Source organism: Pseudonocardia sp. ZF1 (assembly GCF_056835605.1).
The window spans coordinates 1363485-1381485 of record NZ_JAJNBY010000001.1; the positions used below are offsets into that span (position 1 = coordinate 1363485).

Sequence of the window (18001 nt, forward strand, 5' to 3'; positions counted from 1 at the left end):
TCGGCCCCGGGTCAGCCCCGGGCCGCCCGGTCGGCGCGGGACGCGTCGGCGAGCTCCTTCAGGCCGGGGGTGTCGTCGCCGTCGCCCCAGCTGTCCGGGTCCCACAGCCCGGCCGCGGCCAGCGCACGGCCGCAGTGCACGTAGGCGTCGTGCACGTCGACCAGCAGCGCCAGCGGCGGTGGCCTGTGGGCCGCCCGGCCCTGGGCGGCGGCGTCGGACGGCCCCCACAGCGCCAGCACCCCGGGGTCCCGTGTGACCCGGGCCCGGCCGTGCACGCGCAGCACGTGGGCTGAGCGCGGCACGCAGAAGGTCAGGCCGACGCCGTCGCGTGCGAGCAGGTTGCGCATGCTGTCGACGCGGCGGTTGCCCGGTCGTTCCGGGACGGCCAGGCGGCGACCGCCGTCGAGGACCCGCACGGAGCCGGGCGCGTCGCCGCGCGGGGTCACCGTCACGGTGCCGTCGGCGGCGGTGGTGCCCAGGAAGACCAGCGGCGACGCGGCGACGAACCGGGCGGCGACCTCGTCGACCCGGTCGGTGGACTTGTGCGCGACCAGCGGGTGCGGCTCCGCGACGACGGCGCGCAGCTCCTCCTCGGTCCGGATCCCGGAACCGTCGGCCGCGCCGGTGTCCGGTGCGGCGAGCGGGTGGTGCCGGCCGGCCGGGACGACCATCGGGGTGCCCGCGACCGGGTCGGGCACCACCCGCGACTCCATCCCGAACACCCGGCGCACCAGGTCGGCGGTCATCGTCGTCGCGGGCGGGCCCTGCGCGACGATCGCGCCGTCGGCCATCGCGATCAGGTGGTCGGCGTAGCGGCAGGCCAGGTTCAGGTCGTGCAGGACGACGACGACCGTGCTGCCCCGCACCCGGTTCCGGTCGACGAGCAGGTCCAGCACCTCGACCGCGTGCGGCAGGTCCAGGAACGTGGTCGGCTCGTCGAGCAGCAGCGCCCCGGTGTCCTGGGCCAGCACCATCGCGATCCACACGCGCTGGCGCTGACCGCCGGACAGCTCGTCGACCGGCCGGTCGGCCAGCTCCAGCACCCCGGTCGCGCGCATCGCGTCGGCGACGGCGGCGTCGTCGGCGTCGCCGCGGCCGCCGAACCAGCCCTGGTGCGGCGACCGGCCGCGTTCCACCAGGTCGGCGACGGTGATGCCGTCCGGGGCGGTCGGGGACTGGGGGAGCAGCCCGAGCCGCCGGGCCAGCTCGCGGCCGGGCAGCGTCCGGACGTCGGTGCCGTCGAGACGCACGGTCCCGGCGGCCGGGGCGACGATCCGGCCCAGCCCACGCAGCAGTGTGGACTTGCCGCAGGCGTTCGGACCGACGATCACGGTGATCCGGCCGGGCGGGGCGTGCACGGTCAGGCCGTCGACGACGACGCGCTCGTCGTAGCGCAGGACCAGGTCCTCGGCGTCCAACGCGGGCCCGGCGGGGGCGGTGGCGGGCGTGGTCACGGGGTTCCTCCGGTCCGGGAGCGGGCGAGCAGCCACAGCAGGTAGGGGGCGCCGATCGCGCCGGTGACGACGCCCGCGGGCAGCGCGACCTCGGCGATCAGGGTGCGGGCGACGACGTCGGCGAGCAGTACCAGTGCGGCCCCGACCCCGGCGGCGTGCGGCAGCGACGCCCGCCCGGGGCCGGCGAGCCGCGCGGCGAGCGGCCCGCTGACGAGCGCGACGAACGAGACCGGCCCGGCCGCGGCGACCGCGGCGGCGACCAGCAGGACGGCCACCGCCAGCAGCGCGGCCCGGGCCCGGCCGACGGGCAGCCCGAGCGCGGTCGCGGTGTCGTCGCCGAGCTCCAGGCGGGGCAACGCGCGGGCCAGCAGCAGCCCGGCCGGGACGAGCACGGCGCAGGCGAGCGCCAGCGAGACCGCGGTGGACCAGCCGGTCTCGGTGACGCTGCCGGTCAGCCAGACCAGCGTCTGCTGTGCCGTGGTCAGCGACGCGGTGATCATCAGGTAGGACACGACGGCCATGGCCGCCGACCCGATCCCGACCCCGACCAGCACGAAGCGGGTGCCGCCGAGGCCGTCGCGGCGGGCCAGGACGGTGATGAGCAGCGCCGCCGCGACGGCGCCTAGGACCGCGCCGGCCGAGGTCCCGGTGGCGGACAGGCCGAGCACGACCGAGGCGGTGACCGCACCGACGGCCGCACCGGCACCCACACCGATCACGTCCGGGCTGGCCAGGGTGTTGCGCAGCACCCGCTGGAACAGCGCCCCGGCCAGGCCGAGCGCCGCGCCGACCAGCAACGCGGTCAGCGCCCGCGGCATCCGCAGCCGCAGCACCACCAGCTCGGTGCGCGGCGTGCCGAGCCCGGTCAGCGCGGCCAGCACGTCGCCGGGACCGAGGCCCTGCGCACCCACCGAGAGGGAGGCGACGAACGCGGCGAGCGCGGCGACGGTGACGGCGAGCCCGGCCGTCGTACGACGGCGCCGGGATCGGGCCCGGATCCGGCGCAGCACCGCGGTGGGATCCCCGACGGGGACGGTCCCGGTGCTCATCGCAGGAATCTCCGCCGCCGGACCAGCGCGACGAACAGCGGGGCGCCGACCACGGCCGTCACCACCCCGGCCTGGACCTCGCCGGGCGGGGTGACGACCCGCCCGAGGACGTCCGCGGCCAGCAGCAGGACGGGCCCGGCGAGCGCCGCCAGCGGCAGCACCACCCGGTGGTCGGTCCCGGCGAGGCGTCGCACCAGGTGCGGCACGGCCAGCCCGAGGAAGGCGATCGGTCCCGCGGCGGCGGTCGCCGCCCCGGCCAGCACGACCAGGGCCACCCCGCACACGGCGCGGTCGGTCCCGACCGCGCGGCCGAACGACCGGGCGACGTCGTCGCCCAGCGCCAGCGCGTTGAGCCGCGGACCGCAGGTCAGGGCCAGCGCGAGCCCCGCGACGACGAACGGCGCGGCCTGCGCTGCGATCCCCAGGTCCCGTCCGGCGACCGAGCCGACCTGCCAGAACCGGTAGTCGTCGAAGGCCTGGGGGTCGGTGAGCAGGAACAGGGTGGTGATCGACTGCAGGCCTGCGGCGAGCGCGGCGCCCGCCAGGGCCAGCGTGGCGGGGGAGACGCTGCCGCGCCGGCCGATCCCGGCCACCCCCGCGACGACGACGGCCGCCACCGCCGCCCCGGCGAAGCCGAACCAGACGTAGCCGGTGAGGGTGTCGACGCCGAGCAGCGCGATCCCGAGCACGACGGCGAGCGCGGCGCCGGTGTTGAGCCCGAGGATGCCGGGCTCGGCGATCGGGTTGCGCGTCATGCCCTGCGCGAGCACCCCGGCCACGCCGAGCGCGGCCCCGGCGAGGACCGCCAGCACCGTGCGCGGCAGCCGCACCTCGGTGACGACGAGCGCGTCGGCGAGGACCGGTCGACGGCGCCGGTGAGCACGTCCAGCACGAACCCCGGCGCGAGCGGCCGGGCGCCGACCAGCAGGCCGAGCGCGGCCACGGCCAGCAGCGCGGCGGCCAGCCCGGCCGCGGCGGGCCACCGCCGGCGCCGCACCGTCGCCGGTGCGCCCGGCGGGGGCGGGACGGGGGCGGTGGTCGCCGGGGCGGTCACCGCGCCTTCGCCGCCGCGTCCGCGAGCGGGGCCACGGTGCGGTCGAGGGCGTAGCGCCAGCCGTCGACCGAGGCGCTGGAGAACGCCTGGGAGACGTCGCGGTCCGACAGCAGCACACCGCGACCGGCGGCGACCGACGGCACGGCCTTCCACAGCGGGTCGCCCGCGATGGCCGAGGTGTCCTTCGAGATCGCCTGCATGACGGTGACGTCGGCGTCGAGGAGATTCATCCGCTCCCGCGAGATCGGGACGGAGAAGCCGTCGGTGCGCTGCGACGCGATCTGCGGGGCGTTGACCATGCCCAGCTCCTGGAGGAACGCCAGGCGCCCGGAGTCACCGGTGTAGGCGGCGTACTCGCCGAGGGTGTTGCGGGCCCCGGACACGACGGTGGCGCCCTGCAGCTGCGGGTGCTGTGCCCGGGCGTCGGCGAAGCGCTGCTCCAGGTCGGCCTGCGCGCGCGCCGCCTCCTGCGGCTTCCCCAGGGCGGCGCCGACCGTGCGGAGCTGGTCGCGCCAGGTCGTCTTGTAGTTCTCCGCGCCGGCGGGGATGCCGACCACCGGGACGCCGAGCTGGGTCAGCCGGTCGTGGCGGTCGCGTGCGCCGGATGCCCGGGTGTCCAGGACGAGGTCCGGGTCCAGCGCGGCGACGGCCTCCAGGTCGACCTCGAGCGTGCCGAGGATCTGCGGCGGGGTGGTGTAGCGGGCCTGCACCCACGGTCCGAGGCCGTCGCCGCCGACGGCCAGCCAGTCCGCGGCCCCGACCGGCTCGACGCCCAGGGCCAGTGCGGTCTCGGCGTCGCTCCACCCGAGGGCGACGACCCGGCGGGGCTGCTCGGGGACGGTGACGTCGCCGAACGCGGTCGGGATCGTCACCGGGAACGCGCCGTCCCCGGACGGAGCCGTCCCCGGCGCGGGCGCGGGCGCCGGTGAGCCGCATCCGGCCAGCACCATCATCACGGTGAGCAGACCGGCGAACAGGGGGAGCGTTCGACGCACGGTAAGGGCCGCCTTTCCACTGAACAGGTGACCCTTACTTCACCATCCCGGGTGCGGCGAACGGAAGAGCGGACCGCAGCCGTCTGCGCCACAACTGGCGCCGCACGGCCCCCGGTACGGCGGGCCCGGGTGCGGAGCGCTCAGTTCTGGTCGGGACGGAGGCCGTCGACCTGATCGGAGCCGGAGACCCCGGTCGAACCGGTCGCGGACGGGTCCTGCGACGTGCCGGGCTCGCCCCCGGCGGGGACGTCGGCCGCGCCCGTCGCCGCGCAGGACTCCTCGACCGACTGCGGCAGCGCCGCGGCCGGGTCGGGGGTCGGCGACGCGCTCGCCGAGGACGACCGCGACGACTCCGTGCTCGGGGACGGCTGCGTCGTCGGGGCGGCGGGCGCCGGGGCGCTCCCGGGCGCCGGCTCCGGGGCCGGGTCGGCGATGGCGTTGCGGACGACCTCGCGCATGTAGGAGACGTCGGGGTCGGCGGTGACGAAGTAGCCCGTCGAGGAGTTCGGGTCCGGCAGCGACGGGTCGAACGCGACGCTCTCCAGCCGGAACCCCTCGTCGGCCAGGACGGCCAGCGCGGGCAGCACCTGCTGGGGCATGTCGGTGGCGACGTTGTCCCGGGTCACCGCGGCGATGCTCTGGAACCGGGAGATCAGCTCGGTCGCGGTCGTCTGCGAGATGACCGCCTGGATCAGGCAGCGCTGGCGGCCCATCCGCTGGTAGTCGGTGCCGTCCCGGCGGGAGCGCGCGAACCACAGCGCGTCCTCGCCGCCCAGGGTCTGCACCCCGGGGCTGATGTAGCGGTCCGGGGTGACGTGCCTGCCGAACGCGGTGACGCCACCGACCGGGATCGGCTCGGGCCCGACGTTCACGGTGACCCCGCCGACGGCGTCGATCATCGAGGAGAACCCGGCCATGTTGACCTCGAGGTAGTAGTCCAGCGGCAGGCCGGTCATGTACGCGATCGAGGACTGGAGCAGGTTGATGCCCGGCGACGACGTCGGTCCCGACGGCGCGATCTCCGGGTGCTGCTCGGCATAGGCGTAGACGGCGTTGAGCAGGTAGTCGCCCGACAACGGCTGCGACGGGTCGTGGAAGCCGTCCGGGAACTCCTCCGCGGCCGGGCTGCCCGGCGGGAACTCGGCCCGCTGGATGTTGCGGGGCAGGCTGAACAGCGTCGTCCGGCCGGAACGGGTGTCGATGCTGGCGACCATCATGGTGTCGGTACGGGTACCGGTCCGGTCGTCGCCGGCGTCGCTGCCCAGCAGCAGCACGTTCAGCCGGGGCTTGCCCAGCGCCTCGGCCGCCGAGGTCCCGCCGCCCTGGAACAGCGAGTTCAGCAGCCCGCGCTGGGAGTTCATCAGCTCGACGCCGTAGCCGAAGGGCACGGCGACGGTGAGGCACAGCAGGGCCGCGGTCCCGGTGCCGAGGATCTTCCGGCCGAGCGGCATCCCGCGCGGCCGGGCCAGTGCGTAGGTCCGCGCGACCTGGGCGATCCAGGCGATCCCGGCGACCACCAGCGCCACCGCGATGACGGTCAGCGTGGTCGTCGACAGCAGGTTCTGGAGCAGCGTCGAGCGCCGGGCCAGGAGTACCACCGCCGCCAGCCCGACGACGATCGCGACCACTGTGCCGAGGATCAGCCCACCGGTACGACGGCGGCGCAGCGCGAGGTGTCCGCTGCCGGGCACCACGGTGGACGCCACGGTGAGTCCGAGCGCGGCGGCGAGGGTGCGCCGCGCGGGGTCGGGTGCGGCCGACCTGCCGGCGGGCGGGGACAGCGTGCTGTTCCCGTCGCGCCTCTCACCGCGGCCGCCCCGGGCCTTCGCCGCGGAGCCTCCCGCCGCCGAGCCTGCTGCGGCGGTGCCTGCCGCGGCGGTGCCTGCCGCGGCACCGGCGGCGAGACCGGTGTGCGGTGGCCGAGGAGGAGCGGAACGCGAGGTGTCGCGCGGGGCCTCCGGCGCGGACCCGCCCGGACCTGCCGGGCGTGTGTCGGCGGGGCGTGCCTGCGGTCCGTCCGGTCTGCCGGTGTCGGACCGACCGGGGGCGCCGTCCGGGCGGGCGGTGCCGGACGACCGCGCACCGGAGGGGGGCGCGGTGGCGCCGCCGGGCTGCCCGGTCGCGGTGGAACGGCCCGGTACGGCCTGCGGGCCGCTGTCGGGCCGGCCGCCGGACCGCGGGTCGGGAGCACCGGGACGGGCCTCACCGGGGCGCCGGGCGCCACCCGGCGGCAGCGGCCCCGGGCCCGCCTGGCCCGGACGCGACCGACCCGGACCGCTCGGGACCGCGGGGCCGCCGGGGCGCGACGGTGCGTCCGGGCGCGAACCCGTGGGCGCGGACGCACCGGCACCACCGGGCACCGCGCCACCGGAGTCCGGGCCACCGGGCCGGCGCGGGACGATCGGCAGCTCGCCGCTGAGCCGGGCCGCGCGGTCACGCTCCTCCGGCGGGGCGTCGGGCTCGGAGGCGCGGTGCCGCCGGTGCTCCGCGGCGGTGTCCGGCCGGCCGGGGACCTTCACGGTGTCACCGATGCCACGACGGGTCGCGCGGATGGAACGGATGTCGGTGGGCCTGCTGTCGCTGTGCCCACCACGGCCCGGGGTCTCCTCCCGGGTCGCGCGGGACGACCAGGCGGCGGCCTGCCGGACCGCGGCCCGGGCCTCCCGCTCGCGTCGGGGGAGCCAGGACTCGTCCTCGGCGGGGCGCCCGGCACCGTCCGGCGGGCCGGGGGGCCTGCCACCGGGACGCGCCGCGGGACCGGTCCCGGGGCGCGGGTCACCGGCGGGCGGGCGTGGCGCACCGGGTGCGGGCGGACCGGGTCGTCGCCGGGGGCCCGACGGCTGCTCCTGGGGAGGCCTCCCGGACTGCGGGGGCCTGCGGTCACCGGGCCTGCCGGACTGCGGGGCCGGGGGCCCGGGGGGCCGGGCGGGGTGTGGCACCGCCACGGGCGGGCGGCGGCGGGGTCTCACCGCGGTCCCGGGGCGGGGTGCCACGCCGGGCCTCGTCCCGCAGGTGCGGGCGGTCGTCGCGGCGGGCGCGCTCGGGAGGGCCGGGTCGTCGTGGCCGGTCCGGACCGGTCGGGCGGGAGCCCTCCTGCGGTCGTTCGTCCACCCGGAGCACCCCCTTCACTGGTCGGCACGGGCGGGGTGGCCGTGCCGCGCGGAGGAGCCGCGGCACGTGCCTGCGCACCCGGCGGCGACGACGGCGCTCGGGTCCCGGTGAGGGTACTTGCCGTGATCACGATCTCGGTGAGCGGCCACCCACCCCGGTGGGTGGCGCCGGGCAGGGCGGACATACCCGTCACTGGTAGGACACGAAGACGGGCGACTCGGGCCGGACGGCGTAGGTCTCGCGCGGGGTGAAGGTCGGCTCGTCCTCGTCGATGAAGTTCTTCCAGCCCCACCACAGACCGGGCGGACGGGGTGCGGCGTGCAGTGCGTTCCAGGTCTCGGTCTTCTCCTGGCGGGTGCCGTAGCCGTCGGCGTGCAGCACGGTCGCGAGCTCGCGGTGGGAGGTGACCACGGTCTGCCGGTCGGAGATCATCGAGACCCGGAACTGGTGGATGAGGAACACCTTCTGCGGCAGCTTCTTCGCGCGCACCAGCCCGGCCAGCCACTCCGAGGTCCGGTTGATCTCGGCCGCGGTCACCGAGCCGACCTGCACGCCGTGGCGCCGGCCCGGCTCCAGCCGCCACTCGGGGTCGAGCGCGAGCCCGACGTGCGGCTGCGCGAGCAGCTCGGCGTAGCGCTTCGCCTGGGTCAGGAAGTCGGTGGTCCCGGGCTGCAGGTCCAGCACCACGTAGACGCCGGCCTTCCCGGCCTGCTCGACCCACGGTCGCAGCTCCTCGACGCTCATCTCCGCCGAGTAGTCGCCGTCCGGGCCGGGGGCACGGTCGGCGACCGTCGTGATGATCTCGAACGCCGGCACGACGGGCTCGCGCACGAGCGGCTGGAAGTCGGCGGCGAGGTCCTTCGCGCGGGCGATCGAGCGCGGCAGGTCCTGCTCGCCGAGGACGCCCATCGACGGGGTGCCCGGGTGTCCGTAGAGCGCTGCCATCCGGCGGCCCGGGAAGACCTCGGTGCCACCACCGGGAAGCTCCGGCACCGCGGGCGCGGCGGAGGTGGGCGCCGGCTGCTCGGGGACGGCGGGGCGGCCGGAGCCGGGCGGGGCGGCGGCGCTCGCGGAGCAGCCCGCGACCAGCGCGCACGCGGTCAGCAGCGCCACGAGCAACGCAGGCGGACGCAGGCGACGCGCGCGGCGACGACGGCTGGTGACGGACAGGACGTGCGAGGACTCACCCGAGATGGACACCGGTCACCAGGCTAGGCGACAGGATCGCGCACGGCAGTACGGACGGTGACCGGGCGTGTCGGCCACGCGACGGGCCGTGGCCCGCCGCGGTCGTCCGACCCGGGTCAGCGCGGGACGACGGGCCCGTCCGGGCCGTCCTCGGGCCCGCGCTGCGGACGCGGTGGACGTCCCCGCAGGATCCGCTTGAGGCCCGCGGTGTGCCGCCTGCTGACGGGCAGCTCGACCGCCCCCGGCCCGTTGCCGAGGCGGACCACGTACCCCGACCCGGACATGCGCAGCTCGGTGATGAGCGGCAGCGACACCAGGTAGGCGCGGTGGATCCGCACGAACCCGGCCTCGCCCCAGCGGTCCTCCAGCACCGAGACCGGTATCCGGACCAGGTGGCTGCCCTCGCTGGTGTGCAGCCGGGCGTAGTCGCCCTGGGCCTCGACGAACCGGATCGAGGAGCGGGGGACGAGTTTCGTGGTGCCGGCCAGCTCGACCGGCACCACCTCGTCGTCGGTGGTCGCGGCGGGGGCACCCCGGCGGGCGGCCGCGGGATCGGGCCTGCCGCCCTGCTCGACGCCGTGGCGCGGCGGCGCCGGGGGTGGGCCGGGGGCGGCCCGGCGGGCGGCGCGCAGCGCCATGGTGCGGTCCAGCGAGCCGGACAGGCGCTCGGTGCGCAGCGGCTTGAGCAGGTAGTCGACGGCGCCGACCTCGTAGGCGTCGACGGCGCGGTCGTCGTGGGCGGTCACGAACACCACCGGCGGCGGGTCGGCCATCGCGTTCAGCACCCGGGCGAGCTCCAGGCCGTCGAGGCCGGGCATCCGGATGTCGAGGAACACGACGTCGACGGTCGGGGTGCTCGCGTCGGCCTGCGAGCCGTGCAGGATGCGCAGCGCCTCGGTGGCGTCCGGCGCGGTCAGCACGGTCGCGACCCGCTGGTCCTCGCCGAGCAGGTGCGCCAGCTCGAGCAGGGCCGGTTCCTCGTCGTCGACGGCGAGCACGGTGAGCCGTGTCCCCGCCGGGGCGGCAGGCGGTGGTTGCGGCGGCTCCGGGGCGCGGAGCTGTCCCGGGACCCCGATGGGCCGGTGGTTGCTCGCGGCGCCGTACCCGGGCTGCAGCACGTGGCCGACCGGGCCGGCGGGCGTCGCGCCCGAAGCGTGCCCACCCCGCGCGTGGCTGTACACGGCTCCTCCTTGCCGCGGGCACACCGCCCGCTGACCGGTGACTGCGGGCACACCGTATCGAGACAGCGGAGCGTCACCGACGGCCGGTCCGGCCTCCCGTCCCACACGATCCGGGGTGGGCCTTCGGAGTGGGCGTGACAGCGGAGCGTCACGAGTCGTGGCAGCCGGTCGTGGACGCGGTCCGTCCTCGGGGCCTGGGACGGCGTCGTGGCTGGTCGGGCGGAGGGTCGTTCCCCCGCCGATCGGACGGGCTGCGGGCGGGTGTCATTGTGGCACTCGGTGCCGAAACGCTACCGTGCCGTGAGACCCGCCACGTGGGACCGTCTCGTACGCGGTCGGCGTGTCGGACCGGCCGCGACCGACGGTGGCCGGGCGCAAACCTCCGACTGCGAAGGGGCAGGCATGGCGAGCACGAAGGACTGGTTCGAGACGGTCGCGGAGGCGCAGCGACGGGCGCGCAAGCGCCTGCCGAAGTCGGTCTACTACGCGCTGGTCGCCGGCGCGGAGCAGGGGATCACGCTGGCGGACAACGTCGCCGCCTTCGACGAGCTCGGTTTCCGCCCGCACATCGCGGGGCTGCCGCCGCAGCGGGAGCAGAAGACCTCGGTGATGGGCGTCGACATCGACTTCCCGGTCATGATCTCCCCGACCGGTGTGCAGGCCGTCGACCCCGAGGGCGAGGTCGCGGTCGCGCGCGCCGCGCACAGCTCCAACATCCAGAACCCGCTGAACCCCGAGCAGACCGTGTCGACGGCGATGGGTCTGTCGTCGTTCGCGTCCCGCTCGGTCGAGGACGTCTGCGCGGTCCACGACAAGGTCTTCTTCCAGGTCTACTGGGCCGGGTCGAAGGAGGACATCCTCGAGCGCGCCCTGCGTGCGAAGCGGGCGGGCGCCAAGGGCCTCATCGTGACCCTGGACTGGACCTTCGCCACCCGCCGCGACTGGGGCAGCCCGCCCATCCCCGAGAAGGTCGACGTCAAGGCCGCGCTGCAGTTCGCGCCCGAGATGATCACCAAGCCGCGCTACGTGCTGGACTGGGCGAAGTCCGGGAGGATCCCGGACCTCAAGGCCCCGAACATGGCGCCCCCCGGTGGCGGCGACGCCCCCACCTTCTTCGGCGCCTACGGCGTCTGGTGGACCACCCCGCTGCCGACCTGGGACGACATCGCCTGGCTCCGCGAGAAGTGGGGCGGCCCGTTCATGATCAAGGGCATCATGCACCCCGACGACGCCCGTCGCGCCGTCGACGCGGGCGCCACCGCGGTCTCGGTGTCCAACCACGGCGGCAACAACCTCGACGGCACCCCGGCCGCGATCCGGGCGCTGCCCGCGATCGTCGACGCCGTCGGTGACCAGGTCGAGGTCGTGATGGACGGCGGCATCCGACGCGGCGCCGACGTCGTCAAGGCGCTCGCGCTCGGTGCCCGCGCGGTCCTGATCGGCCGCGCCTACCTGTGGGGGATGGCCGCGCAGGGCGAGCGCGGGGTCACCAACGTCCTGTCGATCCTCTACAAGGGGATCGACGAGGCGCTGCTGGGCCTGGGCAAGAAGTCGATCCACGAGCTCTCCCGCGACGACCTGATCGTCCCGGAGAACTTCACCCGCGTCTCGAAGCTCTGAGACACCCGGTGGTGGGGGGGCCCGGCGCGACCGGGCCCCCGCACCACCGCCTGCTCACAGCGGGTACGTGACCCGGGTCAGCTCCTCGGCGCGCTCCCAGAGCGCCCGCTGCATCCGGCGGTCGTGCGAGGCCGCCGTGGACCCCACCGGCCGCGGGTTGCCGCGTGCCTCGCCGATCCCGTCGGGTCCGATGTAGGCACCGCCCGGCAGATCCGGCACGGTCGCCGCGAACAGTGTCGGCAGCGCGCCCATCGGCGCCGGCTGGGCGACCAGCGGGGTGAACACCGACATGATCGTGTCCTGGAAGGACTCGGTGCGCCCCTGGAGGTTGGTGGAGGACAGGCCCGGGTGGGCGGCCATCGACCGCAGCCGCGACCCGGCGGCCACGAACCGGTGCTCCAGCTCGTAGGCGAACATCAGGCAGGCGAGCTTGGACTGGCCGTAGGCGGTCCAGCGCTCGTAGCGGCGGCGCTCGAAGTTCAGGTCGTCGATGCCGATCCGGCCCATCCGGTGGGCGAGGCTGGACAGTGTCACGACGCGTTCGGTGATCCGGTCGCCCAGCAGCCCGGTCAGCGCGAAGTGGCCGAGGAAGTTGACCCCGAGCTGGGTCTCGAATCCGTCCGCGGTGCGGGAGAACGGCACCGCCATCAGCCCGGCGTTGTTGACCAGGACGTCGGCGGTGCCCTCGAACCCGGCGGCGAACTCGCGGACCGAGGTGAGGTCGGCCAGGTCGAGGCGGCGCACCGACACCGCGCCACCGAGCTCGGAGGCGATCTCCTCGCCGCGGACGGTGTCCCGTACGGCCAGCACGACACGCGCACCGGCGTGCACCAGGGCCCGGGTGGTCTCCAGCCCGAGGCCACTGGTGGCGCCGGTGACGATCACGGTCCTGCCCTGCTGGGGCGGGATGTCCGCCGTCGTCCAGGGGGCGGGTGAGGTCCGGAACACGGGAGGACTCCTTCGCGGGGAACGGGACCCCAGGTCTACCCGCTCGCGCGGGGCCTTGCGCGCCCGCGCCCCGGACGGGTCAGCCCGCCGGCTCGCCGGTCTGCCGGTCCCGCCGGGCCGCGACCAGGGCGTCGACGAGCAGGAACAGGATCAGCGAGACCCCCAGCACCGGCAGCACCAGCCCGGCCGCCACCGCGGCCAGCCCGACCAGCGCCACCGCGGCGGGGGAGGGCCGTTCCCGGGACCCGGGCGGCCCGGCGAGTCCGCGCGACCCGTCCGGCCGGGTCGGCCTGCGCAGCCACCACATCCGGTAGCCCCACACGACCAGCACGACCACGGCCGACGCGAGTGCGGCGAGCGCGACCAGGTTGACGGTGCCGAACAGCAGGCCCATGTGCGCGTCGATACCCCAGCGGGCGAGCTTCGCCGCGACCGGCCAGTCCGCGAAGGCGAGCCGGTCGGTGATCGTCCCGGTCGCCGGGGCCACGGCGACCGAGTCCTGCTGCGACGGCCAGCTGCGCACCGTCTGCTGGACCGTCCAGGCCTCGCCGGGCTCGCCCGGGGTGAGCTCGACCGGTCCGGAGAGGCCGTCGGCGCGCGCGGCGTCCAGGACCCGCTGGGCGACGGCCGGGACCGCCCGCGGGGCCACCGGTGCCGTCGCGGCACCCGTCACGGGCGCGGCCGCGTCACCACCGGCGGCGGGCAGCGTGCTGCTGACCGACGGCGTCGTCCAGTCCAGGGCGGTGCGCAGCGCGCCCACGTTGGCCCCGGCGAACTGCGACCAGGTCAGGCCGGTCGCGGCGAGGAACAGGAAGCCGACCGAGGCCCAGACGCCCACCGCGCCGTGCCAGGACCGCAGTCGCGACCGCGACGACCCGCCGGTCCGCGGCAGCAGCCGCTCCCGGCGTCGTCGTACCCGGCGGGTCACCTGCACCACGAGGCCGGACAGGGTGAGCACGGCCAGCCAGGACGCCGCGAGCTCGGTGTAGACCTGTCCGGGGGCGCCCAGCAGCAGTGAGCGGTGCAGATTGTCGATCACGCCGCGGGCCGGGAGCCACTCGGCGTAGGTGTCGAGGGTGGCCCGCACCTGCGCGGTGTACGGATCGACGAACACGGTGCGGCTGTAGCTCTCAGGCAGGTCGGCGTCGAACGACACCCGGGTCGTCGCGCCGGGCTCGCGCGACGGCCGGATCTCGGTGACGGGCAGGCCGGGCTGGGTCGCGACGGCCGCCTCGACCTGCCGCGACAGCGGGAGCTCCGGGCCACTGACCGGGGCGGTCAGCGCGTCCGCGTACATCCAGCGCTCGATCGGTGGCGACAGCGTGTAGAGCAGCCCCGTCAGCGCCGCGACCAGCAGGAACGGGCCGACGAACAGGCCCGCGTAGAAGTGGATCCGGGTGACGAGTCCCTTCAGGCCCCGGAACAGCGGGGGCCGCTCCGGCGGCGGGACGGGCGCCCCGGGCCGGGTGTCGAGGCCGGCGCTCACCAGCCCGCCACCATCGCCGCGAGCATGACGACCATGCCGACGCTCATGGCTGCGTGGCAGGCGGCGTCGGAGCGCGCGCCCAGCCGGCCCGCCGTCCGCGCAGGGGCCCCGGCCCGCTCGGCGAGCGCCGTGGCCGCCCCCGCCGTCCCGGCCGTGGTCGCCGTCCCGGCCGGGGCCGGCTGCGCGGAACGGGCCTGCGGGGCCGCCGCGGGGTCGGCGCAGTCGCAGGCGGCCGGGTCGGTCGCGGCACCGGTCGTGGACGCGTCGTCGGGCGTCAGCGGGTCCCCGGCGTCGCGGTCGTGGCTCAGCGCGCGGGCACCCCAGTACCCGGCGGCGGCCAGGAGCACCGCGCACAGCGTCACGGTCACCGCGATCGCCCACCCGGCCGGGCCCGCCGCGCGGGCCGTCCCGGACATGTCCATGGCGGCACCGCCGCCGTGGTGGGCGTGGGCACCGCCGCCGCCCGCGGCCTCCGCCGGTGAGGCCATGATCAGCGGCATCGCGGCGAGCATCCAGACCATCGCCGCGGCCATCAGTGCGTGCGCCGCACCCGCGACCCGCCCCGAGGGTCCGCAGGGCACCCCGCGTGACGCGGTGACCAGGAAGAACACACCCAGCACGGAGAACAGGACGATCTGGGTCCACAGCCCGGCGCTGCCGTACCAGGTCCAGGTCATGACGACCATCGCCGCGCTCATCAGCAGGTGCGCGAGCTCCGCGGTGCGGTGCGCGGCGGAGCGACGCTCCGAGACCGCGGTGGCCCAGCGGGTCAGCGCATAGAACCCGGTGGCGGCGAACACCGCCGTCAGGGCCCAGGCCAGCGGCAACGACGAGATCACAGGTACTCCTCGGGGGCGGGGGAGGTGCGGGGGCGCACGCCGGAAGTGGTCGCCGGTGGGGCCTGTCCGGTTCCCGCCCGTACCGGTCCGGTGGGTGCGGCGCCGGTCACTCCCGTCGTGACCGTCGGACCACGGTGGTCGGGCGGTGCGGAGGCCCGGATGCCGCGGCGGTCGGATGCGGCGGCGGCCGGGTGCCGCGACGGCCCGGGGTACAGCGGCGGTCGGGTGCAGTGACCGGGGGGTATGCGGCCGGGTGCCGCTGTGGTCGGGTGCCGCTGTGGTCGGATGCCGCTGTGGTCGGATGCCGCTGTGGTCGGATGCCGCTGTGGTCGGGGCGGCGGCCCGGTGGGACGCGTCGGGTGCGGCGCGGTCTCAGGGGCGGGCGGCGCGCCGTACGCCGGGCGCGGCCGCCCCGGCGGTCCCGGTTCCGTCCTCGCCGAGCGCGCGCAGCAGGTCCTCGCGTGCCCGGGCGACCCGGGACCGGATGGTGCCGACCGGGCAGCCGCAGACCTGCGCGGCCTCGGCGTAGCCCAGGTCCAGGACCTGGGTCAGGACGAACGCCTCACGACGGTCGTCGGGCAGCGCGTCGACCAGCGTCCGCAGCAGGACGGCCTCCTGCGCGCCGGTGCGGGGCACCGCGCGCTCCAGCACCTCCTGGGTGTCCTCGCCCAGGTCCCGCACGCGGGGCCGGCGGACCGCGGTGCGCACCGCGTCGACGGCGACCCGGCGGGCGACCGACAGCAGCCAGGTGCGCGCGGTGGAGCGGCCCGCGAACGAGGGCAGCGACCGCAGGGCCCGCAGGAACGTCTCCTGGGTGAGGTCCTCGGCGTCGTCGCGGCCGAGGTGGACGAGGAAGCGGTGGACGTCGACCTGGGTCGCCCGCACGAACTCCGCGAGCGCGGCTGTGTCACCGGCACCCGCGGCCAACGCCCACGCCGTCACGGTGGCGTCGTCGTGGCGTTCGGGCACGCTGGTCACGGTAGCCGTCGGCCGTGCGGGGCAGAAGCCCGACCCGGTCACCGTCCGCTCGGTGGGAGCACGGTGTGTGACCGGATCGGTGCTGTCCGGACGCTACCGTCGCAGGGTGTCCGACATGTGGGTCAGCTGGTCCGGGGGCAAGGACGCGGCGACGGCGCTGGCCGCCGCGCGGCGGGCCGGAGCGCGGGTGACCGGGCTGCTCAGCACCGTCACGGCAGGGCCCGGTGGCGCGGAGATCGCGGTGCACGGCGTGGGGGCCGCGCTCGTCGCCGCCCAGGCCGACGCGCTGGGCCTGCCGCTGCACCGGGTGGAGCTGCCGCCGTCGTGCGCCGACGGCGAGTACCGGGCCCGGCTGCGGGCCGCGCTCGCGCCGGCCGCCGCGTCCGGTGTCACCGGGCTGGTGCACGGCGACCTGGCGCTGGCCGACGTCCGTGCGTTCCGCGAGGAGGTCCTCGACGGCACCGGGGTCACCGGGGTGTTCCCGCTGTGGGGCGCGGCGACCGGTGCGCTGGCCGCCGGGATGCTCGACGCCGGGTTGCGGGCGGTCGTCGTCGCCGTCGACCCGGGCCGGGTCCCCGCGCGGCTCGCCGGGGCTGCGTTCGACGCCGAGTTCCTGGCAGCGCTGCCACCGGGGGTGGACCCGTGCGGGGAGAACGGCGAGTTCCACACCTTCGTCACCGGCGGGCCGGGGTTCGCCCACGACGTGCCGGTCGTGGTCACCGGCACCGTCGCCCGCGACGGCCACGTGCAGGCCGTGCTGGCCCCGGCCGGCTGAGACCGGGTCCGTGCCCGCCGGGCGGCTCAGCCCGCGGTGCGGGAGGCGAGCAGCCGGAACGCCGGCGTCGGCAGCTCGGGGGCGAGGTCGACCACGCAGGTCCGGGCCAGGATCTCCAGGGTGCGTGGGCAGGCGCCGGGGCCGTGGTCGATCTCGGTGCCGTTCGCCGCGTACGGGTCGAACCCGGGGTGCAGCGGGTTGCGGGCCCGCAGCGAGCGCCAGTTCGTGTAGACGTGCCGGCCGGTGTCGATGAGCCGGTGCACGCCGCGGCGGGCACCGAACTCCGCCGCCGCCTCGGCCGACGGGAAGGCCAGCGCCAGCCCGGCGGCGTGCGCCGGGTCGTGGTGCGGCACCGGCTCCAGGTCGCGCCCGATCCGGTCCGACAGCGCCGACAGCATGATGTCGCGGTGCCGCCCGCGCCGGGCGATCTGCGCACGCAGGCCGGCCAGCTGCGGACGCAGCACCGCCGCGGACAGCTCGGGCATCCGCAGGTTGACCCCGACGATCAGGTCCGCGTCGGCCCCGGCGAATCCGGCGCGTTCGTAGCTGCCGACGTCGTGGTACATCGACGCCCGCTCGAACAGCTTCGGGTCCCGGGTGACCAGGGCGCCGCCCTCGCCGGAGCGGATGTTCTTGTGCTGATTGAAGCTGAAGGCGCCGGCGTGGCCGATCGACCCGGCCGGGCGCCCCCGGTACGTGACGCCGATGGCCTGGCAGGCGTCCTCGATCACCACGAGGTCGTGGGCGGCCGCGACGTCCATGATCGCGTCCATGTCGGCGACATGGTTGAGCATGTGCACCGGCAGCACCGCCCGGCTGCGCGGGGTGATCCGGTCCTTGAGGTCGGCCGGGTCCATCGTGAGCGAGGCGTCGACCTCGACCAGGACCGGCACGGCGCCGACGGCGAGTGCCGCGGCGGCCGTCGACACCCAGGTATAGGCGGGGACGAGCACCTCGTCGCCGGGGCCGACCCCGGCGCCGACGAGTGCCGCGACCAGGGCGCTGGTGCCGCTGTTGACGGCCAGTGCGTGCGAGGTCCCGAGGAACCCGGCGAGCTCGGACTCGAACCGTGCGACCTCCGAGCGGTCGCCGCCGGTGAAGCGGCCCAGCTCCCCGCGCCCGAGGACCCGGACCGTCGCGGCCATCCCCCGTGCGGTCGTCGCCATGGCGGCGAGTCCCATACCGTGCTCCTCCGGATGCGAACCGTGTGAACCGGACACGACGGTACCGGGCGGGTCGGCACGCCCCCGGCGACGGGAGGCCGGGAGCAGCCACAGCGTCCTCACAGCCGAGCCGGGGCACCATCGGTGGCAGTACCGCACC

Annotated in this window: 15 protein-coding genes; 2 read left to right on the forward strand and 13 right to left on the reverse strand. The window is 76.4% G+C overall.

Annotated elements, in window-relative coordinates:
• Positions 1 to 11 precede the first annotated feature (11 nt).
• The 8 genes from ZF1_RS06885 to ZF1_RS06920 all read right to left on the reverse strand — a co-directional run bounded on the left by ZF1_RS06885 (position 12) and on the right by ZF1_RS06920 (position 9849).
• Positions 12 to 1454 (reverse strand): ATP-binding cassette domain-containing protein, encoded by a 1443-nt coding sequence (locus ZF1_RS06885; RefSeq protein WP_482636782.1) that lies wholly within the window; start codon positions 1452 to 1454, stop codon positions 12 to 14.
• Positions 1451 to 2503: a FecCD family ABC transporter permease gene (locus ZF1_RS06890; protein ID WP_482636783.1), complete on the reverse strand. Its 1053-nt coding sequence runs from the start codon at positions 2501 to 2503 to the stop codon at positions 1451 to 1453. The genes ZF1_RS06885 and ZF1_RS06890 overlap by 4 nt, the downstream gene beginning before the upstream one ends.
• Positions 2500 to 3333, reverse strand: a complete 834-nt coding sequence (locus tag ZF1_RS06895; RefSeq protein ID WP_482636784.1) for a FecCD family ABC transporter permease — start codon at positions 3331 to 3333, stop codon at positions 2500 to 2502. Before ZF1_RS06895 ends, ZF1_RS06890 begins: the two co-directional genes overlap by 4 nt.
• Positions 3255 to 3557, reverse strand: coding sequence for a hypothetical protein (locus ZF1_RS06900; protein WP_482636785.1), 303 nt, complete (start codon positions 3555 to 3557; stop codon positions 3255 to 3257). Before ZF1_RS06900 ends, ZF1_RS06895 begins: the two co-directional genes overlap by 79 nt.
• Positions 3554 to 4552 carry an ABC transporter substrate-binding protein gene (locus ZF1_RS06905; RefSeq protein ID WP_482636786.1) on the reverse strand — a complete coding sequence of 333 codons (999 nt, stop codon included), beginning with the start codon at positions 4550 to 4552 and terminating at the stop codon, positions 3554 to 3556. Before ZF1_RS06905 ends, ZF1_RS06900 begins: the two co-directional genes overlap by 4 nt.
• 140 nt (positions 4553 to 4692) lie before the next feature.
• Positions 4693 to 7071 (reverse strand): LCP family protein, encoded by a 2379-nt coding sequence (locus ZF1_RS06910; RefSeq protein WP_482636787.1) that lies wholly within the window; start codon positions 7069 to 7071, stop codon positions 4693 to 4695.
• Between the two features lie 781 nt (positions 7072 to 7852).
• The gene (locus ZF1_RS06915; RefSeq protein ID WP_482636788.1) at positions 7853 to 8863 is read right to left on the reverse strand and encodes a hypothetical protein; all 1011 of its coding nucleotides are present in this window, start codon (positions 8861 to 8863) and stop codon (positions 7853 to 7855) included.
• Positions 8864 to 8967: 104 nt separating this feature from the next.
• Positions 8968 to 9849 carry a LytR/AlgR family response regulator transcription factor gene (locus ZF1_RS06920; protein ID WP_476654822.1) on the reverse strand — a complete coding sequence of 294 codons (882 nt, stop codon included), beginning with the start codon at positions 9847 to 9849 and terminating at the stop codon, positions 8968 to 8970.
• A gap of 585 nt (positions 9850 to 10434) precedes the next feature.
• Between ZF1_RS06920 and mftD the strand changes: the two genes are divergently transcribed.
• Positions 10435 to 11652, forward strand: a complete 1218-nt coding sequence (gene mftD / locus ZF1_RS06925) for a pre-mycofactocin synthase MftD (protein ID WP_062400817.1) — start codon at positions 10435 to 10437, stop codon at positions 11650 to 11652.
• Between the two features lie 54 nt (positions 11653 to 11706).
• Here the strand turns inward: mftD and ZF1_RS06930 are convergent, their stop codons facing one another.
• The 4 genes from ZF1_RS06930 to ZF1_RS06945 form a co-directional block, all read right to left on the reverse strand.
• Entirely contained in the window at positions 11707 to 12600 is an 894-nt protein-coding gene (locus ZF1_RS06930) for an oxidoreductase (RefSeq protein WP_482636789.1), read from the reverse strand.
• Between the two features lie 79 nt (positions 12601 to 12679).
• Positions 12680 to 14086 (reverse strand): PepSY-associated TM helix domain-containing protein, encoded by a 1407-nt coding sequence (locus tag ZF1_RS06935; RefSeq protein WP_083658560.1) that lies wholly within the window; start codon positions 14084 to 14086, stop codon positions 12680 to 12682.
• A complete protein-coding gene (locus tag ZF1_RS06940) occupies positions 14083 to 14925 on the reverse strand; it encodes a DUF5134 domain-containing protein (RefSeq protein WP_337826463.1) in 843 nt (280 codons plus the stop codon). The genes ZF1_RS06935 and ZF1_RS06940 overlap by 4 nt, the downstream gene beginning before the upstream one ends.
• 372 nt (positions 14926 to 15297) lie before the next feature.
• Complete coding sequence (locus ZF1_RS06945) at positions 15298 to 15894, reverse strand: sigma-70 family RNA polymerase sigma factor (protein ID WP_217266888.1); 597 nt, start codon at positions 15892 to 15894, stop codon at positions 15298 to 15300.
• A 124-nt stretch (positions 15895 to 16018) separates the two neighbouring features.
• Here ZF1_RS06945 and ZF1_RS06950 point away from each other — a divergent pair, with 124 nt between their 5' ends.
• On the forward strand, positions 16019 to 16678 hold the full coding sequence (locus ZF1_RS06950) for a Dph6-related ATP pyrophosphatase (protein ID WP_357437669.1): 660 nt from the start codon (positions 16019 to 16021) through the stop codon (positions 16676 to 16678).
• Between the two features lie 26 nt (positions 16679 to 16704).
• On the opposite strand, the gene ZF1_RS06955 is transcribed toward ZF1_RS06950, so the two are convergent.
• Positions 16705 to 17859 (reverse strand): DegT/DnrJ/EryC1/StrS family aminotransferase, encoded by a 1155-nt coding sequence (locus ZF1_RS06955; RefSeq protein WP_357437309.1) that lies wholly within the window; start codon positions 17857 to 17859, stop codon positions 16705 to 16707.
• Between the last annotated feature and the right edge of the window lie 142 nt (positions 17860 to 18001).

Bases quoted from the DNA above. Each gene is read 5' to 3' on its own strand.
- mftD (WP_062400817.1), top strand. From the start codon at position 10,435: ATGGCGAGCACGAAGGACTGGTTCGAGACGGTCGCGGAGGCGCAGCGA.
- ZF1_RS06890 (WP_482636783.1), bottom strand. From the start codon at position 2,503: ATGAGCACCGGGACCGTCCCCGTCGGGGATCCCACCGCGGTGCTGCGC.
- ZF1_RS06955 (WP_357437309.1), bottom strand. From the start codon at position 17,859: ATGGGACTCGCCGCCATGGCGACGACCGCACGGGGGATGGCCGCGACG.
- ZF1_RS06950 (WP_357437669.1), top strand. From the start codon at position 16,019: ATGTGGGTCAGCTGGTCCGGGGGCAAGGACGCGGCGACGGCGCTGGCC.